Origin of the sequence: Paraburkholderia sp. PREW-6R, assembly GCF_039621805.1 — a bacterium.
GTDB lineage: Bacteria > Pseudomonadota > Gammaproteobacteria > Burkholderiales > Burkholderiaceae > Paraburkholderia.
This window is the reverse complement of record NZ_CP155075.1, coordinates 38,974-65,559: the sequence shown is the minus strand read 5'-3', so window position 1 is coordinate 65,559 and position 26,586 is coordinate 38,974. Positions and strand designations below refer to the sequence as shown.

The window sequence follows — 26,586 nt, the reverse complement described above, 5'->3', positions numbered from 1 at the left end:
TCTCTCCAGCAAATGTGACGTTAAGGGACTGACAACTTCTCCTTGCTTCTGCCTGTGTCTTGAAAAACGGCAGGACTGAGCGCTTCTTGCGCTGCAACGGTATCAAGCGATTCCCGAAACGGCTTGATCTTTCCGTTTTCGGCAACCAGGCGACCAGCATACATCGCCCTGTCGAGCTTCCCTGCCGACCGCACGAGCGCTTCAGCCAAATGCTCACCGAATGCCTGCCCGGGTGGGTCGATGAGACTCTGCACGTTATTGAACCTGAAATCGGGCACTTTGTTTAGCAAGGGCGCCATAAAGTTTTCGATAGCTGCAGGCCCTGAAGCGCCAGTCGTCGGTCCGAGACTCGCGAGAGAGGGAAGCTCGATAATGCCGTCGTCGGCGAACAGTGCCGCAGCGGCCTTCGGATTCCTTACAGGCTCGTTGGACTGGCTGAGAAGCGATGCTGTCATTGCCATTTTCTACTCCGCGAATGAAGTCACAAGCGTTCTAGGCCCCGGAGCCCGGCTCGACACACGCCTGGCCGGGGCTCGCGAGGCATTGCGAACGATTGGTCCGTCAGACCTGTGCCTGACCACCATCGGCCGTAATCTCTGCGCCGTTGATAAAGCTCGAATCGTCCGATGCAAGGAACGTCACCACCTTGGCGATTTCGGACGGGTCAGCGAGGCGGCCCATCGGCACGAGCGACGCCAGGTAGCCCAGCAGACCGTCCTGACCTTCCCTGGTGTCGCCGCCGAGCTCCGCCAGACCGATCGTGCGCGTTGAGCCTGGGCTCACCACGTTCACACGGATGCCGCGCTCTTTCAGATCGAGCACCCAGCTGCGGGCGAGTGCCCGAACCGCCGCTTTCGAGGCGCTGTAAATGCTGAATGCCGCCGTACCCGTCGACCCGGCAATGGAACCCATCAGGATGATCGAGCCGCCTTTCTGAATGAGCGGAAGTGCTTTTTGCACCGTGAACACGACCGCACGGACATTGCGATTGAAGGTGTCGTCGAAATGTTGCTCGGAGATATCGCCCAGCGGCGCCATCGTGCCGCCACCCGCGTTGGTGAAGAGAATATCGAGGCGCCCTTCGGCGTTGCGAATGTCGGCGAACACTGCGTCGAGGTCTTCTGCAACGGTGACATCGCCCCGCACGCCGCGAGCGCCGTGGCCGATCGCGGCGACTGCGGCATCCAGCTCCGGCTGACGGCGACCCGTGATGTACACCTTCGCGCCTTCTGCGGCGAGGTCCTGCGCTGCTGCGAGGCCGATACCGCTCGTACCGCCGGTGACCAGTGCTACCTTACCTGCCAGCTTGTTGCTCATGATTTTGCTCCGGGATATCAAGTGTCGATGGGTGTAACGATAGAAGACAGTGAGGAGGCGAAAAACCCCCGTCCAACGATTTGATTTTCCACATGCATGGATAATCGCTACACTGGTCTTTCAGCTCGACAGGAACCATCAATGGATCAGTTGCAGGCGTTGCGCGTCTTCGTGCGGATTGCCGAGTCCGGGGGCTTCAGCAAAGCGGCCGACGCGCTGAACGTGCCGCGAGCCACCGTCTCAAAGCTCATTCAGGAACTCGAAACGCATCTTCGTGTGAAGCTTTTTCAGCGTTCCACCCGCCGCGTGGTCGTGACCGAAGAAGGTCAGATCTACTACCAGAACGCGGTCAAGCTTCTTGCAGATATCGAAGAGATGGACGGGCTTTTCGCCGACTCTCGCGGCAAACCGCGCGGCCGCATCCGCGTCGACATCGGCTCGTCTCTGGCCAACCTGATCCTGCTTCCGCACCTGCCGGCTTTCCGCAGGCGCTACCCCGACATACAGCTCGACGTAGGGGTGAGCGATCGCCAGGTTGATCTGATCGGTGAGGGCGTGGACTGTGTCATCAGAGGCGGTGAGCTGACCGATACCTCGCTGGTCGCGCGACGCCTCGCCGGGCTCGAATGGGGAACCTATGCAGGGTCCGGCTATCTTGCCGAACGCGGCACGCCATCGCATCCCGACGATCTGCTCGCGCACCACGAGGTGGTAGGCTATTTTTCTTCGTTGAGCGGTCGCGTATTTACGCTTTTGTTCGAGCAGGGCGAGGAGACCATTACGGTTGATCCGAAAGGCGCCAGAGGTGTCTTCGTGAACGAAAGCACGGCTCATCTCACATCGCTCGTCAGCGGGTTGGGCGTCGGACAGACGTTTTCGTTCATGGCGCAGCCGTGGCTCGATAACGGCGATCTCGTCCAGGTCCTGCCGCAATGGAGCCGGCCCCTCCACCCGATGCATATCGTCTTTCCGCAATCGAAGTACAACAGCGCCCGGCTGAAGGTGTTCGTGGACTGGGTTATCGAAGTCTTCAGGCCGTACGACAGCGCGCCCGCTGCGCCGTGGTAACGTCAATGAATATCGCCGGCTTAACGGACTACCCCCATGTCTTCACGGGTATGGGTCGCGCCTGAGCAGGCGCCGCTCGCTCTCTCCATACCGTCTTGATGGCGGCCCAACAGGAGCACCGCGTCCCTATGTCGAAAACGACTCCCCGTGCAATGAGCCGCCGCCACCTGTTGACGCTGATCGGCAGGAACCTGGGCGCAGCCGCCATGATGCAAGGCATGGGTGCGTTAGGGCTCGCCGCGACCTCCACCTACGCCGGTCCGCTCAGACTGGAGGGCGCGCCCCGAGGGACGCGCATTCTCGTGCTCGGTGCGGGCATGGCCGGCCTCGTCGCAGCCTATGAGCTGAGAAATGCGGGCTATCGCGTCCAGGTTCTCGAATACAACGACCGTGCAGGCGGCCGCGCGTGGACTGTGCGAGGCGGCGACCGCTATACGGAACTCGGCGGTGCCGCTCAATCCTGTGAATTCGCGGACGGGCTCTATCTGAACCCCGGACCGTGGCGCATTCCCTATCACCATCAGGGCGTGCTGGACTACGCAAAACGCCTGAACGTACCCCTCGAACCGTTCATCCAGGTCAATTACAACGCGTACCTGCATTCGAGCGAAGCGTTCGACGGCAAGCCGCAACGATTCCGTACAGTACAGAGTGACTACCAGGGCTACGTCGCGGAACTGCTGTCCAAAGCCGTCCACGAACACACACTCGACGATGCGTTGTCAGCCGAAGACGCGCATCTGCTTCTCGACTCGCTGCGCCAATGGGGAGCGCTCGGTCGGGATGGCCGCTACCAGGCGGGCCTGCGAAGCAGCGCACGCCGCGGTTTCGCGGTTGCGCAAGGCGGCGGCCTGATGCCTGCAGCCGTGCCGTCGAATCTGCTCCCGCGCGACGCGTTGCTCGCCTCGCGTTTGTGGCAGTGGCTCTCATCCGGCAACGAGCAGGACTTCCAAAGCACCCTTTTCCAGCCCGTCGGCGGCATGGACAGGATTGCTCATGCGCTTTATTCGCAAGTGGCGAACGCCGTCGTATTGAACGCCAAAGTCACGGCCATCCTGCAGGACGAGCAACGCGTCAGCGTGCGTTATACCGACACGGCCACGCAAAGCGAGCGCACCGCCCACGCCGATTGGCTGGTGTGCACGATTCCCCTTTCGATTCTGAGTCAGATCGACGTTCAGGTCGGCGCATCGATGCGCGCCGCGATCAGCGCGGTGCCCTACGAGACATCGGTCAAGGTCGGGTTGCAATTTGGCCGCCGGTTCTGGGAAGAGGACGAACAGATTTACGGCGGCATCACGCATACTGATCTGCCTATCTCGACGATCGGCTATCCGTCGACCGGGTATGGCTCGACCGGTCCGGCGGTGCTGCTCGGCGCCTACATGTGGGGGCCCGCGAGTTACGAGATGGGGGCACTGCCGCCCGCGGAGCGGATCGCCGAGGCGTTAAGCCAGGGCAGCCAGATTCATCCGCAGTATGCGCGCGAATACCAGAACGGTTTTGCCATGAGTTGGAGCCGCTCACCTTTCACGAATGGCTGCTTCGCCGCATGGACGGATGCGTTGAGAAAGGAGCACTACGCGAATCTCTGTCAGATTGACGGGCGAGTCGTCCTGGCTGGCGAGCACGCCTCCCATATTCCGGCGTGGCAGGAAGGCGCAGTATTGTCGTCGCTGGATGCGATCACACGGCTGCATCGGAGAATCGTCAATGATTGAGCTGCCGATCATCCCAGGCGGGATGCTGATAGCTTTGCTGATGGCAACCACGACCGTTCCGGCCCAGCCTGCGGCCGGGCACGCATCGCACGCTTTCACGATTTCGCCGGGCGACCGCTTTACCGAGCAAACCGGCGAAGCGCTCTACAACGCCAGCTGCGCAGGATGCCATATGCCGGACGGAAAAGGCGCAGAGGGTGCGGGTCGTTATCCGGCGCTCGCCGGTAACCCCGCAGTCGGTGCGGCACCGTATGTCATTAACAACGTGCTGCACGGACGCAAAGGCATGCCGTCGTTTGGCGACGCGATGAACGACGAGCAGGTCGCCGCCGTCGTCAACTATACGAGAACCCATTTCGGGAATCGATTCCCTGAAACCGTCACGCCGAGTCAGGTCAAAGGCTTGCGCGAAGCCCAATGACAGGGCTGTGAGCCGACTTCTCCCGCAGCGTGCTCGACCCGGTCATCCGACGTGAACACACCGTGAACACGCTGTGATAACCGCCTGGCTCGGCATGCAGTACGTTGCCGCGCGACCGGGCACGGACGAACCCGTCAGACCGCTCCCTTCTGGCAGGCGCAGCCGCCGCGCCGATCACGGCCGCGTCAGGACCCGCCGAACCAGTTGTAACCCTGATCGACCCAATAGCCGCCCGGAAACGTGTTGGTTACGAAGATCTCCATGATGTGCTTCGGATTCTTGTAGCCGAGTTTCGTGGGCATTCTCAGTTTCATTGGATAGCCGTATTGCGCAGGCAACTGCCGGCCGTCATATGTGAAAGTCAGCAGCGTTTGAGGATGCAGCGCCGTGGGCATGTCGATGCTTTCATAGTAATTGTCCGCGCATTTGAAACCCACGTACTTCGCCGACAGATCCGCGCCCACGCGTTTCAGGAACTCAGAGAACGGCGTGCCGCCCCACCGGCCGATCGCACTCCACCCTTCCACGCAGATATGCCGCGTGATCTGTTCGGCTTGCGGCAACGCATACAGTTCGGGGAGCGTCCAGACTTTTCTGTTTTGCACGAGACCGCTCACCTTCAGGCGAAAGTCGCCGCCGTCCACGTGCGGCACGTCGTCGATTCCGTAGAACGCGTTGAACGGAAACGGCCGAGTGATCTGTGCTTCGGAATAGGTCGGTGCGAGACGCGTCGGGTCGAACAGGAACGCCTGCACGCGGTCGTTCATTCGCGACACACGCGATAAGAACGTTTCGACCGATTTGTCGTCGGAAAGGCTGCATCCGCTCAGCATGACGAGGCCGCCCAGCGTCAGGATGCGTTTGCCGAACAGACGCCGTGACGGCATGTCGAGTTCGCGGCGCACGTCAATGCTGAGCGACGCCTGATCGATGCGGGAGGTCGGTTGTTCAGATGGCTTCACGATTGTTGTCCTCTTCAGGCCGTTAGCGTCCGCGAATCATGGTCAGCAGCGAGCGCGGCACGAGCGCCACCATCACCAGATGAACGGCGATGAACGCGGCGAGCAGCGCCATGGCGCAAAAGTGAACGACGCGTGCGCGGTCGTAGCCGCCCATCAGCTCACGCAGGACTGGAAACTGCACCGACTTCCAGATGGCGAGACCCGACACGATCAGCACCGCGATGTCGATCATCACGAACAGGTAGGCGGCTTTTTGCACCGCGTTGTAGTGGCTCGCGTCCGCGTGAGAGAGCCGGCCTTTCAATGCCTCGCCCAGGTCGTGCAGGATCGCGCGCGGCGAAAGCGGGAAAAACTTCGAGCGGATGCGCCCGGTCAGCAGATTCATCGCCAGGTAAAACAGCGCGTTGAAGAACAGCAGCCACATGGCCGCGAAGTGCCATTGCAGCGCGCCGCCAAGCCACCCACCCAACGTGATCCCGGTAGGAATGTCGAACCCATGAAACACGGGCGACGCATCGTAGATGCGCCATCCCGACATCATCATCAGCACGACCGCCAGCGCGTTGAGCCAATGCGCAATGCGAACCCAGGCGGGCTGGATGGTGCGCGGCCGGTCGGGTGCCACGCCGGTTCGAGGAATCGCATTCATACTAGTCTCCGTGATCGGGCTAAGGGGTGGGCCGCGGGGTGGGCTGCTGGTTGGGGCCGCAAGATGCGTCTGAAATAAAGGCCGCGCAGGGCGTCGGGCGCGCGCCGGCGCGCACCGGCGCTCGCCGGCGACGCGCCCCGCCTGAGCTTACTGGCTCATTGCGTCGCCCTTCTTCATGGTGTCGTGACTCATCTTGCCGCCATCCTTTTTCATCGCGTCTTTCGACATGCCGTCCTTGCTCATGCCGTCTTTCGACATCGTGTCTTTGGCCATCGAATCCTTGCTCATCGTGTCTTTCGACATCGAATCATTGGACATGGCGCCGCTCGCCTGGGCAAACGCCGATCCACCGCCCGCGAGCAGGCTGAGGGCAACTGCTGCGATTGCAATGCGTTTCATGGTAACTCCTTGATGAGTGTTTTACGGCCTTATTGGATAGATAGACTGCCTGAGTGCAACAGCCGATGCGTTATCGTCGCGCATCCAGCAGGTAGTTCGCTCTGTTTCGTGGCGCGGTTACACTTGCCGGAATTTTTTTGCCCGAGGCACGAATCGCCCCCGCCTGGCCGCCAGTACACGCGACGATGGAATAGACTTCTGTTTCCTGTAACCGACACCCCCGATGAAGCGAACTACCGATATCTCCGCAGCGCAGGCAAAAGAGGCACATCTGCGTGCGCTCTTCCTGCGCAGCCTGGATGGCGACAGTGCCGGATACCGGCAATTTCTCGCTGAACTGGCTGTGCATCTGCGCGGCTTTCTGCGCCGGCGTCTGTACGAGCGGGCCGCCGATGTCGAGGATCTCGTGCAGGACATACTGCTGGCCGTTCACAACGCAAGACAGACGTACCGCGCCGACGAACCGCTCACGGCATGGATTCACGCGATCGCGCGGTATAAATTGACCGACTATTTTCGAACGCGGTCGCGCCACGACGCGCTGAACGATCCGCTCGACGACGCCGCGGAACTGTTCGCCGCGCCCGATCTCGAACCGGCGCAAGCCAAGCGCGACGTGGCGAAGTTGCTGGCGCAACTGCCCGATCGGCAGCGTCTGCCGATCGTGCACGTGAAGCTGGAAGGCCTGTCGGTGACGGAAACCGCGAAACTGACCGGGCTGTCGGAGTCGGCGGTGAAGATCGGCGTCCATCGCGGGCTCAAGGCACTGGCGGCAAAAATTCGAGGATCGCGATGAAAACCGATGACTTCATTTCCCTGCTGGCCTCCGGCGTCGCGCCCGTAGACCGGCACGCGCTCGCCAGGCGCTTCGGTATCGCAGTGCTGGTCGGCGCAGCCGGCGCAACGCTGATCACGGTCCAACTGCTCGGCATCCGCCGCGACCTCGCCGAAGTCGCGCTCACGCCGCTTTTCTGGGCGAAGATTGCGTTGCCGCTCTGTCTGATGATCGGTTCACTGTGGGCCTCGACGCGGCTCGCTCGGCCGGGTGTTCGCGCGGGCGGCAGCCGCTGGCTGATTGCCGCGCCGGTCGCGGCCGTATGGCTCGCCGGCGCATATGCGTTGATGGCGGAGCCCGTCGGCGCGCGGCTCGCGCTCGTGCTCGGTCAGACGTGGCGCGTCTGCCCGTTCCTGATCGCGATGCTGTCCGTTCCGGGCTTCGTCGCGGTTTTCTGGGCGCTCAAGGGACTCGCGCCGACGCGGCTCGCGTTATCCGGTGCAGTCGGCGGATTGCTCGCCGGCTCGACGGCGACGCTCGCCTATTGCCTGCACTGCCCGGAAATGGGCATCCCTTTCTGGGGGACGTGGTATGTGCTCGGCATGGCGATACCGACGGTGACGGGCGCGCTGCTCGGCCCGCGCTGGTTGCGCTGGTGACGGGCAGCCATATCGCCGGCTTCGCGTCGGTGTACAGAGCGCGTCTGGTAAAACGGCTGCGGGCAAAATGCCTATAATGGCCGAGCATTTTGTCGCGATGCCGCACAGCCATGCATGGGCTGCTGAACGAGCAGAAGCGCTAAGACGCAGTCGAAGATCGCCGTTGACTACGGCACGACGCTTGCCGGAATGAAAGAGGCGGGTTTTTGCCCGATGCGGCGGCGGCCCCGCCCGGACCGAGGCCGCCGGAACAGCGTCGCCGACGCACGCGGCGTCCGCCCTTCTCAAGATGCGAAGCGTCGTGATGCCCGCTTCGGTTACGGTCCTCCTCCATCCCGCTCACAAGGACGCGTCGCACATTGAAATCAGCATGTCCATCAAGGTGCGGCGACACAAACGCACGCACGGGTTTCCTGAAGCGGCCGAACCATGCACCGCCTGGCGGATTCAAGCGGCTCGATCGCTGATCCGGTTCCTGCCCGTTTGCGTGTCATGTCGTAGCTTCCGAATGTCCCATTGATATTGTTCCTCCTGCTCTACCCCATTTCCCTTTATGGAGCGAGTATGAAACTGGTATTGCGCAATGCACTGACGGCAGCAGCAATCGTCTCCGCCTTGACCCTTTCGATGGGCGCGGCCGGCCCCGCTGCGGCGGCGACGCCGAAAGACATGTTCGTGATGGCGACTTTCCTCGACGAATTCACCACGCTCGATCCCGGCGAAGTCTACGAACTGGTGCCCGAAGAATACGTGGCGAATACCTATGACCGGCTGGTGCGAGTCGATCTGAAAGACCCGGCAAAATTCAATGGCGACGTTGCGCAATCGTGGACCGTCAGCCCCGACGGTCTGACTTTCACCTTCAGGATCCGGCCGGGTCTGAAGTTCCACTCCGGCAATCCGTTGACCGCCGACGACGTCGCGTGGTCGATCCAGCGCACGGTTCTGCTCGACAAAGGTGCGGCCGCCGTGCTGCAAGGCATCGGCCTGACCAGGGAGAACGTGCTCAATCACGTGAAGAAGATTGACGACACGACTGTCAGTGTCACAACCGACCAGAAATACGCGCCGACGTTTGTGCTGAACGTGCTTGGCGCGTGGCCTGCATCCGTGGTGGACAAGCAGTTGCTGCTCTCGCATCAGAAAGGCAATGACTTTGGCAACGACTGGCTGCGCACGAACGAGGCGGGCTCCGGCGCCTATAAGCTCGTCAAGTGGACGGCCAACGACAGCATCGTCTTGCAGCGTTTCGACGGCTATCGCGTGCCGCTCGCCATGAAGCGCATTGTGCTGCGCCACGTGCCCGAAGCATCGAGCCAGCGCCTGCTGTTGGAGAACGGCGATATCGACGTAGCGCGCAATCTGAGCCCCGACGATCTCGCCGCGCTGACAAAATCCGGTAAAGCGCGGGTGAGCGCGGTGCCGCAGGCGACGCTTCTGTACCTCGGCCTCAACGTGAAGAATCCGAACCTGGCAAAGCCGGAAGTTCAGGAAGCGATGAAGTGGCTGATCGACTACAACGGCATCCAGAGCAACGTTGCGAAGACAACTTACAAGGTCCACGAGACGTTTCTTCCGGAAGGCTTTCTCGGCGTGCTGAACGCCAATCCGTATCAGCAGAACGTCGCGAAGGCCAAGGCACTGCTGGCCAAAGCCGGACTTCCAAATGGCTTTTCCGTGACCATGGACGTGCGCAACGGCTACCCGTACAGCGAAATCGCCGAAGCCGTGCAGGCCAATCTCGCGCAGGGCGGCATCAAGGTGCAGATCATTCCGGGCGACAACAAACAGACGCTTGCGAAGTACCGCTCCCGTTCGCACGACATTTATATCGGCGAATGGTCGGCGGACTATATCGACCCGCACAGCAACGCGCAGGGCTTCGCCTGGAACCCGGATAACTCCGACAAGTCGGCGTACAAGATGCTCGCGTGGCGCAACTCGTGGGATATTCCCGATCTGACGAAGGAAACCAACGCGGCGCTCGCGGAATCCTCTACCACGAGACGCGCGGAGCTCTATCAGACCATGCAGAAGCAGATGCTTGCAAACTCACCCTTCGTGATCATGTTCCAGCAGGTCTCGCAGGTCGCCGCGCGCCCTGGCGTGACGGGGCTCGAAGTGGGTCCGATCAACGACCTCGTGTCGTATCGTGACCTGAAGAAGCAGTAACGCAGGGCGCGCAGGCGAAGCTTCGCTGGTTTCGCCTGCGGACGGGGAATCCATCATGTCGACTTCTCTCACGGCTCTCGAACGCATGCGGGCGCTTTCGGCGGATAGCGCCGGCGTGCGCTGGGCCCTGCGCCTCGTGCGCTGGAGCTTCACGCTCGCGATCACCTTCACCGGCTTGCTGGCCGTCACGTTCGTGATCGGCCGCAAAATACCGGTCGACCCGGTTCTGGCGATTCTCGGCGATCGTGCGTCGGCGGCCGCCTACGCGGCGGCACGCCTGCAACTCGGACTCGACAGGCCGCTCTCCGTGCAGTTCCTGATCTATGTACGCGACGTGCTGCACGGCAACCTCGGGATGTCGCTACTCACAGCGCACCCTGTTCTGGAAGACATCCAGCGTGTGTTCCCTGCGACGCTCGAACTCGCGACCCTCGCGACCCTCATCGGCGTGCTGATCGGCGTGCCGCTGGGCGTAATCGCCGCCGTGCGCCACAACCGCTGGATCGATCACGTTGCACGCTTTGTCGGGCTCGTCGGCAGTTCGGTGCCGGTATTCTGGCTTGGACTGATGGGACTGTTGCTGTTCTACGCGAAGCTGCACTGGGTAGCTGGCCCGGGGCGCGTCGACCCCGTTTTCGACGGGATGGTCGATACGCATACCGGCAGCCTGCTGGTCGATTCGCTGATCGCCGGCGAATGGGACGTGTTTTTCAACGCGGTGTCCCATATCGCGCTGCCTGCGGCGATTCTCGGTTACTACTCGGTCGCTTATCTGAGCCGGATGACGCGTTCGTTCATGCTCGAACAGCTGAATCAGGAATACATCACCACGGCGCGCGCAAAGGGCTTGCCCGAGCGCCGGGTGATCTGGCGTCACGCGTTCGGCAACATCGCCGTGCCGCTTCTGACCATCATCGCGCTCACGTACAGCTATCTGCTGGAAGGCTCCGTGCTGACGGAAATCGTCTTCGCGTGGCCAGGTATTGGATCGTATCTGACGGGCGCGCTGCTCAATGCCGATATGAACGCCGTGCTCGGCAGCACACTCGTGATCGGCGTCACGTTCATTGCGCTCAATCTGCTGACGGATGCACTGTACCGTGTGTTCGATCCGCGTGCCCGCTGATGTTCGGGACGCTTCTTCCGCGCTTCTGCGCCTGGAGCAATCAATGCAACTGCAGGACTGGCCGATGAATCCAGCGCCCCGACGATGGAAAAACTGGTTGCTGAGCGATACGCCCGCATCACGCAGGCAGGCTGCGCTCGGGCTCGCCTATCGGCGCTGGCGGCGCTTCGCAGGCAATCCACTGTCTGTTTTCGGGCTGGTGATTCTCGCGTTGCTGATCCTCGTCGCAGCCGTCGGGCCACTGATTGCACCGCACGATCCATTGCAGCAGGTGCTCTCCGATCGTCTTTTGCCGCCCGGTTCGCCGTCGCACTGGTTAGGTACCGATCAGCTTGGCCGCGACATTCTCTCGCGGCTCATGTACGGTTCGCGGCTCACGCTTTCCATCGCGATTCTCGTCGTGGTGATCGTGGTTCCAATCGGCCTGCTGATCGGCACTACCGCAGGCTTCTTCGGCGGCTGGGTCGATAACGTATTGATGCGCGTCACCGACGTGGCCCTCGCATTCCCTAAAATCGTGCTCGCACTTGCGTTTGCGGCCGCGCTCGGGCCGGGTGTGTTCAACGCGGTCATCGCGATCTCGATCACCGCGTGGCCGGCTTATGCCCGTCTCGCGCGCGCGGAAACCCTGCGGCTCGTGCAAGCGGATTTCATTCATGTCGCGCGCTTGCAGGGGGCGTCGCGGATGCGCATTCTGTTGCGCTATATCGTGCCGCTGTGCTCGTCGTCGGTGATCGTGCGTGCGACGCTCGACATGGCCGGCATCATCCTCACCGTCGCGGGTCTCGGGTTTCTTGGGCTCGGCGCGCAACCGCCGAGCCCCGAATGGGGCTACATGGTCGCTTCGGGCCGCAACGTGCTGCTCGATTCGTGGTGGGTGGCCACGATTCCAGGCATGGCCATCCTGCTCGTCAGTCTCGCGTTCAACCTGCTCGGCGACGGTCTGCGCGACGTCTTCGATCCCCGCCACGGAAGCTGACATGCCGGCCCAGATGAACTCACCCTTATGTGAAATCGACGACCTGCGAGTGGGCTTTCGCGGGCACGACGGCGAAGTGACCCAGGCTGTGCGCGGCCTGTCGCTGACGCTCGGCCGCGGCGAGCGGCTTGGCATTGTCGGCGAATCCGGTTCGGGCAAATCGCTGTCAGGACGCGCGCTGCTCGGCCTGTTGCCGCCTGGCGCGCAATGCCATGCGAAGGCGATGAAGTTCGACGGCCAGGATCTGCTGGCGATGCCAGCACATCAGCGCCGGCAACTGTGCGGCAAGCAGATGGGCATGATCCTGCAGGACCCGAAATACTCGCTGAACCCGGTGATGACCGTCGAGCAGCAGATGCGCGAAGCGTTCGGCCTGCACGGTCCAAAGCTCGGCCGCCGCGAGATGCGCGAGAAGATCATCGCGGCATTGGCCGCGGTGCACATCCGCCATCCGGAGCGCGTCGCCGATACCTACCCGCACGAGTTGTCAGGCGGCATGGGACAGCGCGTGATGATCGCGATGATGGTGTCCTCCGGCCCGCGGCTCCTCGTCGCCGACGAACCGACCAGTGCGCTCGACGTGCTCGTCTCCGTGCAGGTGCTCGGCATTCTCGACGAAATGATCGAAAAGCACGACACGGGCCTCATTTTCATCAGCCATGACCTGCCGCTCGTCATGTCGTTCTGCGACCGTGTCGTGGTCATGTACGCGGGGCGCGTGGTGGAGACCTGCGCGGCACGCGATCTCATTCACGCGCAGCACCCTTACACGCGCGGCCTGCTTGCGGCGAATCCTCCGCTCGTCAACCCGCCCGCTGAACTGCCTGTCTTGAAGCGCGACGCCGCGTGGCTCACGCCATCGACAGGAGCAGCGGCATGATCGACGTCAACGCCCTGACGGTCCGCTTCAAAACGAAGACCGGCTACCTCGACGCCGTGCGCAACGCCAATTTTCATGTCGGGGAAGGCGAAGTGTTCGGGCTGGTCGGCGAATCCGGATCGGGCAAGTCGACAATCCTGCGCGCACTCGCCGGCCTCGCACCCGTCGCCGGCGGCAACATGAAGATCGGCTCGCATGTGCCCGGCAAAAAAATAGACCGCTCGTTTCGACGCGACGTGCAGATGGTCTTCCAGGATCCGTACGGGTCGCTGCATCCGCGCTTTACGGTCGATCAGACCTTGCGCGAGCCGCTCGCCATCAACGGCATCGACCGCCAGGACGAGCGCATCGTCAACGCGCTGCACGAGGTCGGGCTGGGTCCGGCGTATCGCTTCCGCTACCCGCATCAGTTGTCAGGGGGCCAGCGGCAGCGTGTGTCGATTGCACGCGCATTGATTCTCGAACCGCGCGTGCTGCTGCTCGACGAGCCGACGTCCGCGCTCGATGTGTCGGTGCAGGCCGAAATTCTCAATCTGCTGCGACGGCTTCACCGGGAGCGCCATCTGACGATGGTACTCGTGAGCCACAACCTGGCCGTGGTCGGCTTTCTCTGCTCGCGCGTCGCGGTCATGCGCAACGGTGAGATCGTCGAGCAGTGCGATATCGCTTCCGTTCGCGCGCAGCAGGTCGAGCATGAGTACACGCGCAGCCTGCTTCTTGCGACCACAGGCTATCAGCGCAAGCCGCTTCGGACACTCTGAATGGCGTGTGTGCCGCGCGCTACCCTTCACTCGTAACGTCGCGCTTCGTCCATTAATGCAGGCGTACCGATGATTTCGTTCAACTCGTCGAACTTCACCATGCGGTCTTGCCACGGCGCAGTCGTGCCGTGCTCATGCAAACTGTCGTAGAAACCACGTAGCGTATGCGCGACCGCGCGCGCCGCACCGCCCGGAAAGATCACGATACGAAAGCCCCGCGCCGCGAGCGCCTGCACGCTCTGCACCGGCGTTTTGCCGCCTTCCACCATGTTGGCGAGCAACGGCACGCGCGACGCGAACCGGCCGCACGCGGCGTCCATCTGCTCGGCGGAGCGCAACGCTTCCACGAACAGCGCGTCAGCGCCCGCTTCCAGATAGCGCTCGGCGCGATCGAGGGCGGCGTCGAGTCCTTCCACCGCCAGCGCGTCTGTGCGCGCAAGGATCAGCGTGTTCGGGTCCGTGCGGGCATCGACCGCGGCGCGCAGCTTGCCGCACATCTCGTTGACGGGAATCACGCTCTTGCCGTCCAGATGCCCGCAGCGCTTGGGGAACGTCTGGTCTTCGAGCTGGATCATCGACGCGCCCGCCCGCTCGAAACCGCGCACGGTGCGCTGCACATTGAGCGCATTGCCAAAACCCGTATCGCCGTCGACGATCACCGGCAGCGCGACGCGCTCCGTGATGCGCGCAAGGGTATCCGCGACTTCGGTGAAGGTGGTGAGTCCGACATCGGAACGCCCGAGGCGGGTGTACGCGATCGACGCACCCGACAGATACAACGCATTGAATCCGGCCTGCTGCGCGAGCAGCGCGGAAAACGCATCGTAGACGCCCGGCGCGAGCACCGGGCCTTCCGTGAGAAGCGCCTTGAGTCCGTTTGTTTGTCGCGTCATACGTTCGTCGCTCCATAGCGTTGCTTGAGCAGATTGAAAAGACCGCCCGCCGCGACCATGTCGAGCAAAAAGGCAGGCAATGGGTCGCAGGGCAGCGCGCGGCCGTCTTCGCGCGTGATGCGACCATGCAGCGGATCAATGGCGATCAGCTCGCCCTCGTCGATCGTTTCCGCCTGAGCACAGGTGAGCAGCACGAGACCGACATTGAACGCGTTGCGAAAGAATAAACCGCTGAACGAAGGCGCGACGACCGCGCTCACGCCGAGATGCACGAGCGCGGCGGGCGCCTGTTCGCGCGACGAGCCGATTCCAAAGTTCGCCCCTGCCACGACGACATCGCCCGGTTGCACGTTGGCGGCGAAGTCCGCGCGCTGCCGGTGCAGACAATGTCTCGCGATCTCGTCGATGCCGAATTTCATGTATGCGCCGGGAGCCAGCGCGTCCGTGTCGATATCCGCGCCGACACGCCATACGCGATGCGGCTGCACGTCGTCTGCGTTCGTGTTCGTCTCCTCACTCATGCGAGCACCTCGCGCGGATCGGTGATGTGTCCGCGCAGCGCAGAGGCTGCCACGGTATAGGGAGACCCCAGATACACCTGCGCCGTCTCCGCGCCCATACGACCTTTGAAGTTGCGCGCGGTAGTGGAGATCACGGTGCTGCCTTCGGGGATCTGGCCGCCATAGCCCGAACATGCGCCGCACGAGGTGGCCAGCACCTGCGCGCCCGCGGCTTCGAGAATGGCCATCACGCCTTCTCGCGTCGCGGCCTCCTGGTCGCGCAGGCTGGCGGGCGCAACGACGAGGCGCACCCCTCGCGCGACTTTCCGGCCTTTGAGCACGGTCGCGGCCGCACGCAGGTCGTCGAGCTTCGCGCCCGTGCATGCGCCGACATAGGCGAGCTGCACCTCGACGTTGCCGAACGCCTGCACGTCATCCGTATTCGCGGGACTATGCGGCGCGGCCACTTGCGGCGCGAGCGCGGCAGCATCGAACTCATGCGTTTCGGCAGCGGCGTCGGCATCGCTTTGCCAGCGGGCGACGTCGATTTCATGCGTGACGCCGGCTGAGCGAAGATAGTCGAGCGTCACGGCGTCGGGCGCGATCAGGCCGGCCTGGGCGCCCATTTCTGCGCTGATATTCGAAAGCGTCATGCGTTCCTGCATCGACAGCGCCGCGACCGCTTCGCCGCAGAACTCGACGGCCTGATAGCGCGCGCCATTCATCCCGAAGCGGCCGATCATGTGCAGCATCATGTCTTTCGCGGTCACGCCGCGCGCGAGCCGTGCATGCCAGCGCATGCGCAGCGTCTCGGGCACCTTCACCCAGATTTGCCCCGACACCACGACGCCCAGCATTTCGGTGCTGCCGATGCCGAACATATACGCGCCGAACGCACCGCCGGTAGGCGAATGGGAATCGCCGCCGACGCAGAACATGCCGGGCCGCAAGTGCCCGCGCTCCGGCAGGACCACGTGGCAGATGCCGACGCTGTCGTACACGTGGGGCAAAGCCTGCTGCTTCGCCCAGTCCCGTGCGATGCGCACGATACGGCGCGATTCGTCGTCGGCTTCGGGCACGTAGTGGTCGATCACGAGCACGATTTTCGATGTGTCCCAGATCTGCGCGCCCAGTTCGTCGAGCATCGGCTTAAGTCTGCGCGGCCCGCTCGAGTCATGGAACATCGCGAGATCGACTTCGCAGGTGACGATGTCGCCCACGGCGACCGCGTCACGCCCGCAAGCCTTTGCGATCAACTTCTGCGCCAGCGTTTGCGCACGCGTTTGTGTATGCAGCATCGTTGCGTCCTTCGACATTTAACCTGCGGACACGGGTTTCAGATGGCTTCGGCCATCGCGCACAATTGCGCAGCGCGTGCCGCGTAAGGCTGGTCGATCATCACCCCATCCACCGACACGGCACCATGACCGCGCGCAAGCGCCGCACCCCAGGCCTCGACGACACGGCGCGCGAACGCGATCTGCTCGGCGCTCGGCCCGAAAATGAGGTTCGCCGCCGCAATCTGCCGGGGATGCACGCACGTCTTGCCGGCGAAACCCAGTGCGCGAGCGTCTTGCGACTCCTGCGCGAAACCGTCGAGATCGGCGACACGGCCAAACGCGCCATCGTAGGCGTCGATGCCCGCCTCAGCCGCCGCGAATCGCACCTTGACCCTCACATGATCGAGCGCCGCACGCTGATGTCGATCGACACCATACGGCTCGAACAGATCGCCATATCCGATCTGCAGGCCCATTACACGATCGCTCGCCAGGGCGATTTCCGCGGCACAACGCAAACCCTTCGGCGATTCGATGTTGGCGAGCAGAAGAACCCGGCGCGACAGTCCAGCGCGCGATTCGAGTGCTTCGAGCAGCGTATCGATCTTGCGCACGTCCTCGGCCGATTCGATCTTCGGCACATTGACGATGTCGAGTCCCTGTTTGACGACGGCTTGCAGGTCCGCCTCGAAAGGCGGCGTTCCCATGCCATTTACCCGCACGATAATCGTCTTGTCGACGGACCCCACCCTCGCAAGCCATGCAACGGCGGCTTCGCGGGCGCGAACCTTGTCGTGCTCCGCGACCGAGTCTTCGAGATCGATGGAAAGCGCATCCGCATCGCTCGCGGCGGCTTTGTCGAAAAATTCCGGCCGGCAGGCGGGCACGAACAGTTTGCTGCGCATTTTGAGTGGCGTGGGCATAGGGGTCTCCGTTCGCGCGGCGTCAATCCACCATCTTCGCGACTTCGCCCGATTCGAGCAGCAGGCGGTCGTGCGTTGAAGGCAACTCCGCAAACGGGCGCCGATACTGCGCCCACATGCGCAAATCCTCTGGCTTGTGAAATACCTGCGAGTCGGGCATGGCAGGCCAGTCGGCCACCGTGAGCCACAGCCGCAGCAGATGACGGCGTTGAGCAAGCGGCTCGGCGTCCTGGTAATCCGTGCGGCCGTGCACCAGCACCCGGTTGTTGAGAAACTGGATATCGCCGTCGCGAAAGCCCATGTCGAGATAAAACTCCGGCGATGCCGCGATCTTGCGCACCGTGTAAAGCGCTTCCGATTCGAGTTCGCTAAACGGGCACTGTCCGCTCTTCTCCGCGAGACGCGCATAGCCTGTCGGCAGATAGCAGATCACTTCGCCGGCGGTGTCGGTGAAGAACGGCACCTTGTGCTCGCTGAAGGTGCGCGTTGCGCGCCGGCCGTCTTCGTCGGTTCGCTTCAGGAATAGCCCTTCGCGCAGCGTGTCGAGCAGGTCGGGCCGCGTGCGCAACAGTTCGTTGTGCACGGCGAGCGCGCTCGAGATGCGACTTTCGCCGCCAGAAATGGCGGTACGCAAGCACATCAGGCCGATGATGTCGCACGAATCGGTGTGCATCAACTGGCCGCCGCCCTTGCGGTAGCCGCGTGACTTCGGCTCGTAGTCGCTCACGTTCACGACATGGCCGAGCACATCGCCAAGATACGATTGCGTGACCGGCTTGCTGATGTACGAGCCGAGCCCGAAGTAAATGCGCGTCATGTCGTCGTCGGAATAGCGCTCGCGCGGCAGACCGCGCAGCATCATGAAACCGCGGCCGTTGCGCAGGAACGCCGGCAGTTCCCGCATGAAGCGTCCCATCGTTTCCAGCGGGAACGTCTGGGGACTGATGTCGGGGAAATCGATGTCACCCAGCGAAAGCAGATGCACGAGCGCGGCATCGATTTCCGCGATTTCCGCTTCGGTGAGCACATGCAGTCCTTCGCGCATCCAGTCGAGTTCGGGTCCTTTCCATGCCGCCGGGGAGACGATCGGTTGTCCAACGCGATTCATTTCATGCTCCTTGTAATGTGAGAGTTCAGACGCGCGCGGCATCGATCACGGCGCCGCAGCCGATAAGTTCGTCGAGCGCCCGCTCGCCGAGCAGCGGCGCCAGAATTTCGCGGGAATGCTCGCCTTTATGCGGTGCGGGACGGATGAAGCCGCCGGGCGTGCCCGACAGACGCGCCACGACGTTATGCACCGCGACATGGCCCAGCTCATCGTCCTCGATTTCCACGAGGCTCTCCCGCTCGCTGACGTAGTCGTCCTGAGCCAGATCGCTTGCTTCGTAGACCGGCCCCGCCGTGACCTCCGCGCGCTCGAAAAACGCGAGGTTCTCTGCGAGCGTGCGCGCCTTGATAAACCCGCCGACCACGCGGTCGACTTCCTCGACATGTTGCAGGCGCGTGGTGTTGGTCTCGTAACGCGGATCCGCATTCATATCTTCGCAACCGATTGCAGCGAACAGACGCTCGGCCATGGTCTGCGTGGACGTCGACACGCACAGCCACTTGTGGTCCGCCGTTTCATACGTATTGCGCGGCGCGGTCGTGCTCGAGCGGCTTCCGGTGCGCGCTTTTACACGGCCCGTGATCTGGAAGTTCGCCACTTGCGGGCCAAGAATGGAGATCATCGGGTCGAACAGCGAAAGGTCGACCACCTGCCCGTTGCCGCCGTTCACACGCGTTTCCCACAGCGCAACCATCGCCGCGTGCGCGCCATACAGTCCCGCCGTCATGTCGCCGAGGAACATGGGCGGCAGCACGGGCTCACGGTCGCTGAAACCGTTCATGGCCGCGAAGCCCGAGTAGCCCTCGACCAGCGTGCCGAATCCGGGCCGATGCCTGTACGGCCCCGTCTGCCCCCAGCCCGACACCCGCACGATCACGAGCTTTGGATTGGCGGCCATTAGCGTGTGCGGCGCGAGCCCCATCTTTTCCAGCGTGCCGGGCTTGAAACTTTCCACGAGCAGGTCGGCATCGCGCACGAGACTTTCGATCATGCTTGCCGCCGTCTCGTGACGAAAATCGATGCACACGCTTTTCTTGTTGCGTGCGTACGCTTTCCAGAACACCTCGGCGCCTTTCGTACGGAATGCGCGCAACGTGTCGCCTTTCAATGGCTCGACCTTGATCACTTCCGCACCGAAATCCGCGAGTTGCAACGTGAGCATGTTGCCCGCGACGAGCCGTGACAGGTCGACCACCTTCACGCCGCGAAGCGGCCCGGAATGCGTTGCGTCGAAGCTTTTGCGATGCATGGTCTGCGTCCTCTCGCGTTTTACCGCGTTTCCTCTACACGCCGGAGCGGCCGGCCTGAAATCATTATCCACGTAAATAGACATGATGTCTATTTTATGGAAACGTGAACGACGGCGGCGATGTTGCACGGGCTTTTGAAATCGTTCATCCTTGCGGGCCAGACGCCCGCTCGGCAAGCCCGGCGGGCATCGGCGCAGACAACCGGAAACAGCAATGGCAACTGAAGAACCTGGCGTAGCCGCGGTCAACCGCGCGCTTTCGATACTCAAAGCCTTCGAAGACAGCATCGATGGCATGACGCTCACCGATCTCACCAACGCAACGGGCCTCTACCACAGCACCATCCTGCGGCTGTGCGAGTCGCTCGAGCACTTCGGCTATCTCAAGCGATTGGAAGACGGTCGCTACATGCTCGGACCCATGCTGTTTCACCTCGGAATGATTTATCAGAGCTCGTTCCGTTTGCGCGACTACGCGTTGCCGGTCCTGCGTACACTCGTCAAGGAAACGGGCGAGACGGCGGCCGTCTACGTGCGTGAAGGCGACGAGCGGCTGTGCCTGTATCGCGTCGAATGGCAACGCTCGGTGCGCATGCACGTCCGCGAAGGCGAACGCCTGACGCTGGAAGCGGGCGCGGCCGGACACGTATTGCGCGCGTTTTCCGGGCAGTCGAAAAAAGCTCATCTGAACAAGGTTCGGGAGAACGGTTATTGCGTGTCGCTCGGTGAGCGCGAGGTGGAAAGCGCCGCGATCGCGTGTCCGGTGTTTCGCACCGGACAGGAACTGGTCTGCGCAATCTCGCTTGGCATTCCGCGTTTCCGTTTCGACCGCAAGGCGTTCGACACCTATCTGCCGAAGGTCATGGAAGCCGGGGCGGCACTGACCCGGGCGCTGGGCGGAGACACGACGCCGTTCGAGCCGCCCTTCGCGCCGTACGATGGCGTCTAGCCGAGCGTCGCCGCGCCCGTATTTGCTGCGCCCGTATTTGCCGCGCTCATATGTTCTGCTGCAACGCGGCCGCCGCTTCGTCCGATTCGGGCTCGGTGCGGTTCACCCGTGATTGCAGCGCGGCGAAACAACCCGCGCCGATCACGAGCGCGGTGATCATGAACAGAAAGCCGTTGTTGTACGAGCCGCTGGCCTTGACCAAATAGCCTACGCCGAGCGGGGCGCACAATCCGCCAATCTGGCCGCCCGTGTTGATCACACCGGCGAACACGCCGCGTGCGCCGGTCGGAGCCAGTTGCGCGACGAGCCCCGCGTACGGCGAAAGGCAGCCATACAGGAGAAACGCTGCAGCCGACAAACCGGTCACACAGGCGACGATGTCGTTTGCGCTGTACGCGAGGTAGAGCGCAACGCCTGTGCCGATGTAGCCCGCTGCCACCAGTATCGGCCGGCGGCGGTGCAATGGGCCGCTGCCGAGCCAGCCGAACACGACGATGCCAAGGAAGCCGAATAGATAAGGCACCGACGCCGCGACGCCCAGCGACTTCAGATCGATATGGCGTTGGTTCGCGAGATAGGACGGGATCCAGCCCAGAAAGCCCCAGTAGCCGATGCTGAAGGTCATGTAGCCGAAAAACAGCAACCAGGTGCTTTTACGTCCGGCAAACTGACGCCATTGGTCGCTGCGGCTCAGTCTGTCGTGGTGCCGGTCCTTACCTTCGATCGCCTTGCCCGGAATCAGGAAGTAGATCAGCAACGCGACGAATACGCCCGGCAACGTGAAAGCGTAGAACACGTTGCGCCAGTCGCCGTGCATCAGAAGCGTCGTGACGACGGGCGCGACCACCGCTGGACCGATTGCGAGCGCGGAGAGCCAGACGGAATGCGCTTTCGCCGCATCTTTCGCACTGAAATTGTCCGCGACGGCCTTGTACACCGCCGCGTTGCATGACCCTTCCGCCAGACCAAAGCAGAAGCGCGCGGCAACCAGCACGGCCATCGACGTCGCGAGCCCCGTGAGTCCGGTAAATAGCGAGAACAACGCGGGCGCGACGACCAGCAGCGCCTTGGTGCCGAACCGGTCCGCGAGATACCCGCCGGGCAGTTGCATCAGTGCGTAGCCCGCCGCAAAGGCGGCGAGCAGGAAGCCGAACTGCGCAGCGTCGAGATGGAGTGCCTTCATCATGGTCGGGCCCGCGACGGAGATGCTCACCCGGTCGAGGTAGTTCACGAACTGCAATAGCCACGTCATGACCAGCAACTGATATCTCAAACTCATCCCTGCCTCCTGTCGCGACCTCGTTCGTGTCGCCTGAATAATAGAAACTATGTCTATTTTATATACCGTACCTGAGGCATGCGGGTCGCACAAGGAATAACGCACTGGGGATTTCCCGAACCTTTTAACCGGCGCCGGCCCGAGGAGACGGTTCGGTAACGCAGAGTGCGGCGACGGGTCGGATTCGGCCTAATCTGATGGTCTGATGGCGCTGATGTCTGTCAGGGATAGCGTTGTTCGATTTCCCAGAACCAGAATTGCATCCTGTCCGGGCTACCGGCACTGATTGCCCAAAAATATCTTCTCCGCGCGTGGAATGTTTTTTCCGAGGCCGTGTTTGCCTTTACACAGCCAATGAATTTCGCACGTCCACGCTTTCCTCTTTCGGAGATGACTGATGAAGTTGAAATCCCTTGCTCTCGCCGGCATCGCATGCACAGCGCTGTTCAGCGCTCCATCATTCGCGCAAGGCAGCGCAGCGCCTGCCGGGCCAGTGAAGAACATCGTGCTGGTTCATGGTCTGTTTGCAGACGGGTCGAGCTGGGCAAAAGTGATTCCGCTGCTGCAGGCGAAGGGCTATCACGTGACCGCCGTGCAGAATCCGACAACTTCGCTCGATGCGGATGTCGACGCCGTCAAGCGTGCGCTCGCCCAGCAGGACGGCCCGACGCTGCTGGTCGCGCATTCGTACGGCGGCATGGTCATCAGCCAGGCTGGCGACGATCCTAAAGTGACGGGTCTCGTGTATATCGCCGCGCGCGCACCGGATGCCGGTGAGGACTACCCCGCCTTGACGAAGCAATACCCGGCCGCGCCCGCATCGGCCGGGTTGCAATGGACAGCCGACGGCTACGGCAAGCTCTCCGAACAGGCTTTCGACAACGACTTCGCCGGCGATCTGCCGAAGACCGAAGCGCAAACGTATTACGCGGTTCAGCAGCCGATCGGCAAAGCCATCACGATGGCGAAGACTACGGTTGCAGCGTGGCACGACAAGCCGACCTGGTACGCAGTGTCGACGGAAGATCGCACCATCAATCCAGATCTGGAGCGCTTCATGGCAAGACGCATGCATGCGCATACCATCGAGCTGGATTCGAGCCACGTTTCGTTGCTTTCGCATCCCACCGAGGTCGCCGATCTGATTCTTGAGGCGGCCAAGGCGCAGCAATGAAGCAGGCTGCTGCGCGAGCGAGCGGCTGTGTGGTCGCTCAGTACGCCTGAACGGTAGGGTTCGATCCGATCGCCCGTGCATGGCAGCGGACTGCTCGTGCGCGACGGCGCAACGCGTCGCGCCTGCTCACGAATTACGGCTGCTGCTTGCCGCGACCGCCTGCGCGTTTACCAGCCGGTTTTCGTGAACCCGCAGCGGGCTTAGTTGCAGATGAACCAGCGGGTCGATTGACAGGCTTACTTGCAGCTTTGCCGCGCGGCTTTTGCGTGCCAAATGGACTATTGCCGGACATTTTTGCACCCTTATCCGCAGTCGCACCGCGCTGTGCCGCAACGCGGCCATGGTTTGCGCCACCCTTCTGCGTGTGCGGCTTTTTGCCTAGTACCTGCGTGGTGCTCAAGCCAGCATGCGGCGCTTTCGGCTTCTTGGGCTTTTTAGGTTTCCTGATGATCTCGCCTGTCGCGCTGGTTTGCGGCACGCGGTGTTCGGCTTCGAAACCCGGCTCTTCTTCGCGGCGCAGCGTTTGCCGGATCAGCGCTTCGATCGCGGCCAGTTGCGGCGCTTCATCGGCACACACGAGCGACACCGCGACGCCGCTCGCGCCCGCGCGGCCCGTACGGCCGATCCGGTGCACGTAGTCCTGCGCGACGATCGGCAGATCGACGTTGATTACCAGCGGCAGGTCGTCGATATCCAGACCGCGCGCAGCCACGTCGGTGGCGACCAGCATTTGCACTTCGCCCGTCTTGAAGCGCTCCAACGCACGCAGCCGCGCGGGTTGTGGTTTGTCACCGTGGATCGTGTCGACTGCATAGCCCGCTTCGTCCAGCACGGCCGCGAGATAATCCACGCCGTTGCGGGTTTTGACGAACACCAGCGCGTGCTCCCAGTGGTTCTGCGCCACGAGGTGCATGAAGAGGTCCGGCTTGTTCTTTTTGTCGACCGTGACCACCCACTGCCTGATCTTGCCGGCGGTTGTATTCGGCGTGCTGACGCTGATATTGACCGGTCCGCGCAGCATGACTGCCGCCATGGCGCGGATCTCGTCGGAGAACGTGGCAGAGAACAGCAGCGTCTGGCGCTGGTCGGGCAACGCAGCAAACACGGCGTTGAGTTCGCGGGCAAAGCCGAGATCCAGCATGCGGTCTGCTTCATCCAGTACGAGCGTTTCTACCTGATCGAACTGCACCGCATTCTGACGATGGAGATCGAGCAAACGGCCCGGTGTGGCAACCAGTACATCCACGCCTTTGCGCAACTTCATCATCTGTGGGTTGATGCTCACACCGCCGTAGGCGGCCAGCAATCGCAGGTCGAGACCTTTGCCGTAATCGATGAAACTTTGCAGCACCTGCTCGGCCAGTTCGCGCGTGGGCACCAGCACCAGAACACGCGCGCGGTTGCTCGTCACCGCCGGGCCGCGTTGCACCAGCCGCTGCAGCAGCGGCAGCGCAAAGCCCGCCGTTTTGCCTGTGCCGGTTTGTGCCTCGGCGAGCACGTCCTTGCCCGCAAGCACAGCAGGGATCGCTTTGGCCTGCACCGGCGTAGGAGTCTGGTAATTCAGATCCCGCAGATTACGCAGCAAAGGATCGATCAGGCCAAGCGAGGCAAAAGACATGGGGCATTCCGGGCTAAAACCGCAATTCTAGCGGTTACTGTCTGTACCCACTGTGCCGAGCAGCCGCGCGCATGCCTGAACATGCGCGCACGGTCAAAGCTATGAAGACGGTTCGGCATGCACGCGTGGCGCAGCCAGCGCGCACTGTGGCTCCCCCGCTTGCGCCACGACCCGGCGATCCACCAGGTCAGCAAGGATGAGCAGCCCGCGACGCCAATTCGCAGATGACGCGTCGCTTCAGCCGCGCAGATTGCGCACGAACGTTTCGAGTTGCTCCTGCAAGGCGGCAGCGGCGTCGGCATCGACGCCCTCCGTCATCTGGCGCTCGATCGCGAGTACCGCCTGCTCGCCTTTCCGTAACACTGCGCGCCCCTGCTCCGTCAATTGCAGCAGCACGATCCGCCCGTGCATCGGGTCTGGCTCACGACTGACCCAGCCGCGGCTCGCCATCGCATTCATCACTTCGTTGGCGGATTGCGGCGTAATGAACGACCGCTCGGCAAGCTGCGCGTTGGAGGCCTGACCTCGTGTCTCGAGCACGGAGAGCGCAGTGAACTGCGCGAGCGTCAAACCGAGCGGCGCAAGCACGTCGCTCATCCGGCGCCGCAGCGCGCGGTCGAGACTGCCGATCACATAAGTCAACCGCAGACCGGAACGACGGCTACGCGGTGCGGCGGCGGATTTGACAGGCGAATTCGGATTTTTGCTCATGGGCGGCGAGGGATCGGTCCAGCCCGCATCTTAGCGTGCGCGTGCCCCGTTCCGGCCGCTAGGGGTTTGCACCAGGATCGCCGGGTTCCGCTTTACATATCAGGAAGCCTGATATTAAATCGTTGCGTGGGACCGCAGTTGCGGTCGACGTTCCCGGAGAAAGCAGATGAGTAACGAAGGTCGCTGGAAAACCGTCAAGGTGCAAATCGAGGACGGCATTGCGTGGGTTGCGTTCAACCGCCCCGAGAAACGCAATGCAATGAGCCCGACGCTGAACAAGGAAATGATCGACGTCCTTGAAACGCTTGAACTGGATGCGAACGCGCAGGTTCTCGTCCTGACGGGCGAGGGCGATGCATGGACCGCCGGCATGGACCTGAAAGACTATTTCCGCGAAGTCGACGCCGGCCCCGAAATCCTGCAGGAAAAGATCCGCCGCGACGCTTCGCGCTGGCAGTGGCAGTTGCTGCGCATGTATGCCAAGCCCACCATCGCGATGGTCAACGGCTGGTGCTTCGGCGGCGGCTTCTCGCCGCTGGTGGCGTGCGATCTGGCCATTGCCGCCGACGAGGCCACGTTCGGTCTGTCGGAAATCAACTGGGGCATTCCGCCGGGCAATCTGGTCAGCAAGGCAATGGCCGATACCGTCGGGCATCGCCAGGCGCTTTATTACATCATGACGGGCGAAACCTTCACGGGTCAGCAGGCGGCGCAGATGGGCCTCGTCAACAAGAGCGTGCCGCGTGCCCAGTTGCGCGAAGAAACCCGCGCGCTCGCGGCCAAACTGCTGGAGAAAAATCCGGTGGTGCTGCGCGCGGCGAAGCACGGCTTCAAGCGCAGCCGCGAATTGACGTGGGATCAGAACGAAGATTATCTGTACGCGAAACTCGACCAGGCGCAGCACCGCGACCCTGAAGGCGGCCGTGAGCAGGGTCTCAAGCAGTTCCTTGATGACAAGGCCATCAAGCCGGGGCTTCAGAGCTACAAGCGCTGAACGTAAAGAGCGAGGAGAC

27 protein-coding genes are annotated in these 26,586 nt (G+C 62.5%); 13 read left to right on the top strand and 14 right to left on the bottom strand.

What is annotated here, in order from left to right; all coding sequences use genetic code 11:
- Positions 1-20: 20 nt before the first annotated feature.
- Positions 21-461 carry a nuclear transport factor 2 family protein gene (locus AAGS40_RS24955; RefSeq protein ID WP_345817132.1) on the bottom strand — a complete coding sequence of 147 codons (441 nt, stop codon included), beginning with the start codon at positions 459-461 and terminating at the stop codon, positions 21-23.
- Positions 462-561: 100 nt separating this feature from the next.
- Positions 562-1,317 (bottom strand): SDR family oxidoreductase, encoded by a 756-nt coding sequence (locus AAGS40_RS24950; RefSeq protein WP_345817131.1) that lies wholly within the window; start codon positions 1,315-1,317, stop codon positions 562-564.
- A 141-nt stretch (positions 1,318-1,458) separates the two neighbouring features.
- On the opposite strand from AAGS40_RS24950, the gene AAGS40_RS24945 reads away from it, so the two are divergent.
- The 3 genes from AAGS40_RS24945 to AAGS40_RS24935 all read left to right on the top strand — a co-directional run bounded on the left by AAGS40_RS24945 (position 1,459) and on the right by AAGS40_RS24935 (position 4,527).
- The gene (locus tag AAGS40_RS24945) at positions 1,459-2,385 is read left to right on the top strand and encodes a LysR family transcriptional regulator (RefSeq protein WP_345817130.1); all 927 of its coding nucleotides are present in this window, start codon (positions 1,459-1,461) and stop codon (positions 2,383-2,385) included.
- Positions 2,386-2,513: 128 nt separating this feature from the next.
- Positions 2,514-4,106 (top strand): flavin monoamine oxidase family protein, encoded by a 1,593-nt coding sequence (locus AAGS40_RS24940; RefSeq protein WP_345817129.1) that lies wholly within the window; start codon positions 2,514-2,516, stop codon positions 4,104-4,106.
- Complete coding sequence (locus AAGS40_RS24935; RefSeq protein ID WP_345817128.1) at positions 4,099-4,527, top strand: cytochrome c; 429 nt, start codon at positions 4,099-4,101, stop codon at positions 4,525-4,527. The genes AAGS40_RS24940 and AAGS40_RS24935 overlap by 8 nt, the downstream gene beginning before the upstream one ends.
- Before the next feature lie 185 nt (positions 4,528-4,712).
- Here AAGS40_RS24935 and AAGS40_RS24930 read toward each other — a convergent pair whose 3' ends face one another.
- The 3 genes from AAGS40_RS24930 to AAGS40_RS24920 all read right to left on the bottom strand — a co-directional run bounded on the left by AAGS40_RS24930 (position 4,713) and on the right by AAGS40_RS24920 (position 6,537).
- Positions 4,713-5,489, bottom strand: a complete 777-nt coding sequence (locus AAGS40_RS24930; RefSeq protein WP_345817127.1) for a molybdopterin-dependent oxidoreductase — start codon at positions 5,487-5,489, stop codon at positions 4,713-4,715.
- 22 nt (positions 5,490-5,511) lie between these two features.
- Positions 5,512-6,138, bottom strand: a complete 627-nt coding sequence (locus tag AAGS40_RS24925; protein WP_345817126.1) for a cytochrome b/b6 domain-containing protein — start codon at positions 6,136-6,138, stop codon at positions 5,512-5,514.
- Positions 6,139-6,285: 147 nt separating this feature from the next.
- Positions 6,286-6,537, bottom strand: coding sequence for a pentapeptide MXKDX repeat protein (locus AAGS40_RS24920; RefSeq protein WP_345817125.1), 252 nt, complete (start codon positions 6,535-6,537; stop codon positions 6,286-6,288).
- A 223-nt stretch (positions 6,538-6,760) separates the two neighbouring features.
- On the opposite strand from AAGS40_RS24920, the gene AAGS40_RS24915 reads away from it, so the two are divergent.
- The 7 genes from AAGS40_RS24915 to AAGS40_RS24885 all read left to right on the top strand — a co-directional run bounded on the left by AAGS40_RS24915 (position 6,761) and on the right by AAGS40_RS24885 (position 13,889).
- Positions 6,761-7,333 (top strand): sigma-70 family RNA polymerase sigma factor, encoded by a 573-nt coding sequence (locus AAGS40_RS24915; protein ID WP_345817124.1) that lies wholly within the window; start codon positions 6,761-6,763, stop codon positions 7,331-7,333.
- Complete coding sequence (locus AAGS40_RS24910; RefSeq protein ID WP_345817123.1) at positions 7,330-7,971, top strand: DUF1109 domain-containing protein; 642 nt, start codon at positions 7,330-7,332, stop codon at positions 7,969-7,971. The genes AAGS40_RS24915 and AAGS40_RS24910 overlap by 4 nt, the downstream gene beginning before the upstream one ends.
- A gap of 564 nt (positions 7,972-8,535) precedes the next feature.
- Positions 8,536-10,143, top strand: a complete 1,608-nt coding sequence (locus AAGS40_RS24905; RefSeq protein WP_345817122.1) for an ABC transporter substrate-binding protein — start codon at positions 8,536-8,538, stop codon at positions 10,141-10,143.
- 55 nt (positions 10,144-10,198) lie between these two features.
- Positions 10,199-11,269: an ABC transporter permease gene (locus tag AAGS40_RS24900; RefSeq protein WP_345817121.1), complete on the top strand. Its 1,071-nt coding sequence runs from the start codon at positions 10,199-10,201 to the stop codon at positions 11,267-11,269.
- Positions 11,270-11,333: 64 nt separating this feature from the next.
- Complete coding sequence (gene nikC, locus AAGS40_RS24895; protein ID WP_345817586.1) at positions 11,334-12,248, top strand: nickel transporter permease; 915 nt, start codon at positions 11,334-11,336, stop codon at positions 12,246-12,248.
- Position 12,249: 1 nt separating this feature from the next.
- Complete coding sequence (locus AAGS40_RS24890; RefSeq protein ID WP_345817120.1) at positions 12,250-13,128, top strand: ABC transporter ATP-binding protein; 879 nt, start codon at positions 12,250-12,252, stop codon at positions 13,126-13,128.
- The gene (locus tag AAGS40_RS24885; RefSeq protein ID WP_345817119.1) at positions 13,125-13,889 is read left to right on the top strand and encodes an ABC transporter ATP-binding protein; all 765 of its coding nucleotides are present in this window, start codon (positions 13,125-13,127) and stop codon (positions 13,887-13,889) included. Before AAGS40_RS24890 ends, AAGS40_RS24885 begins: the two co-directional genes overlap by 4 nt.
- A gap of 26 nt (positions 13,890-13,915) precedes the next feature.
- On the opposite strand, the gene AAGS40_RS24880 is transcribed toward AAGS40_RS24885, so the two are convergent.
- Genes AAGS40_RS24880 through AAGS40_RS24855 form a run of 6 tightly spaced genes read right to left on the bottom strand, consistent with a single transcriptional unit; the run spans position 13,916 to position 19,842 of the window.
- Complete coding sequence (locus AAGS40_RS24880) at positions 13,916-14,782, bottom strand: oxaloacetate decarboxylase (RefSeq protein ID WP_345817118.1); 867 nt, start codon at positions 14,780-14,782, stop codon at positions 13,916-13,918.
- Entirely contained in the window at positions 14,779-15,303 is a 525-nt protein-coding gene (locus AAGS40_RS24875) for a 3-isopropylmalate dehydratase (RefSeq protein WP_345817117.1), read from the bottom strand. The genes AAGS40_RS24880 and AAGS40_RS24875 overlap by 4 nt, the downstream gene beginning before the upstream one ends.
- Positions 15,300-16,580, bottom strand: coding sequence for a 3-isopropylmalate dehydratase large subunit (locus AAGS40_RS24870; protein WP_345817116.1), 1,281 nt, complete (start codon positions 16,578-16,580; stop codon positions 15,300-15,302). Before AAGS40_RS24870 ends, AAGS40_RS24875 begins: the two co-directional genes overlap by 4 nt.
- 38 nt (positions 16,581-16,618) lie before the next feature.
- Positions 16,619-17,485, bottom strand: coding sequence for a CoA ester lyase (locus AAGS40_RS24865; RefSeq protein WP_345817115.1), 867 nt, complete (start codon positions 17,483-17,485; stop codon positions 16,619-16,621).
- Positions 17,486-17,507: 22 nt separating this feature from the next.
- On the bottom strand, positions 17,508-18,593 hold the full coding sequence (locus AAGS40_RS24860; RefSeq protein WP_345817114.1) for a TauD/TfdA family dioxygenase: 1,086 nt from the start codon (positions 18,591-18,593) through the stop codon (positions 17,508-17,510).
- Between the two features lie 25 nt (positions 18,594-18,618).
- Positions 18,619-19,842, bottom strand: coding sequence for a CoA transferase (locus AAGS40_RS24855; RefSeq protein ID WP_345817113.1), 1,224 nt, complete (start codon positions 19,840-19,842; stop codon positions 18,619-18,621).
- A gap of 214 nt (positions 19,843-20,056) precedes the next feature.
- Between AAGS40_RS24855 and AAGS40_RS24850 the strand changes: the two genes are divergently transcribed.
- Positions 20,057-20,791, top strand: coding sequence for an IclR family transcriptional regulator (locus AAGS40_RS24850; protein ID WP_345817112.1), 735 nt, complete (start codon positions 20,057-20,059; stop codon positions 20,789-20,791).
- Positions 20,792-20,837: 46 nt separating this feature from the next.
- Here the strand turns inward: AAGS40_RS24850 and AAGS40_RS24845 are convergent, their stop codons facing one another.
- The gene (locus AAGS40_RS24845; RefSeq protein WP_345817111.1) at positions 20,838-22,070 is read right to left on the bottom strand and encodes an MFS transporter; all 1,233 of its coding nucleotides are present in this window, start codon (positions 22,068-22,070) and stop codon (positions 20,838-20,840) included.
- Between the two features lie 397 nt (positions 22,071-22,467).
- Here AAGS40_RS24845 and AAGS40_RS24840 point away from each other — a divergent pair, with 397 nt between their 5' ends.
- Positions 22,468-23,244, top strand: a complete 777-nt coding sequence (locus tag AAGS40_RS24840) for an alpha/beta hydrolase (RefSeq protein ID WP_345817110.1) — start codon at positions 22,468-22,470, stop codon at positions 23,242-23,244.
- Positions 23,245-23,377: 133 nt separating this feature from the next.
- On the opposite strand, the gene AAGS40_RS24835 is transcribed toward AAGS40_RS24840, so the two are convergent.
- Positions 23,378-24,862 (bottom strand): DEAD/DEAH box helicase, encoded by a 1,485-nt coding sequence (locus AAGS40_RS24835; protein ID WP_345817109.1) that lies wholly within the window; start codon positions 24,860-24,862, stop codon positions 23,378-23,380.
- Between the two features lie 237 nt (positions 24,863-25,099).
- Positions 25,100-25,573: a MarR family transcriptional regulator gene (locus tag AAGS40_RS24830; RefSeq protein ID WP_345817108.1), complete on the bottom strand. Its 474-nt coding sequence runs from the start codon at positions 25,571-25,573 to the stop codon at positions 25,100-25,102.
- 166 nt (positions 25,574-25,739) lie between these two features.
- On the opposite strand from AAGS40_RS24830, the gene AAGS40_RS24825 reads away from it, so the two are divergent.
- Positions 25,740-26,567: a p-hydroxycinnamoyl CoA hydratase/lyase gene (locus AAGS40_RS24825; RefSeq protein ID WP_345817107.1), complete on the top strand. Its 828-nt coding sequence runs from the start codon at positions 25,740-25,742 to the stop codon at positions 26,565-26,567.
- Positions 26,568-26,586: the final 19 nt, after the last annotated feature.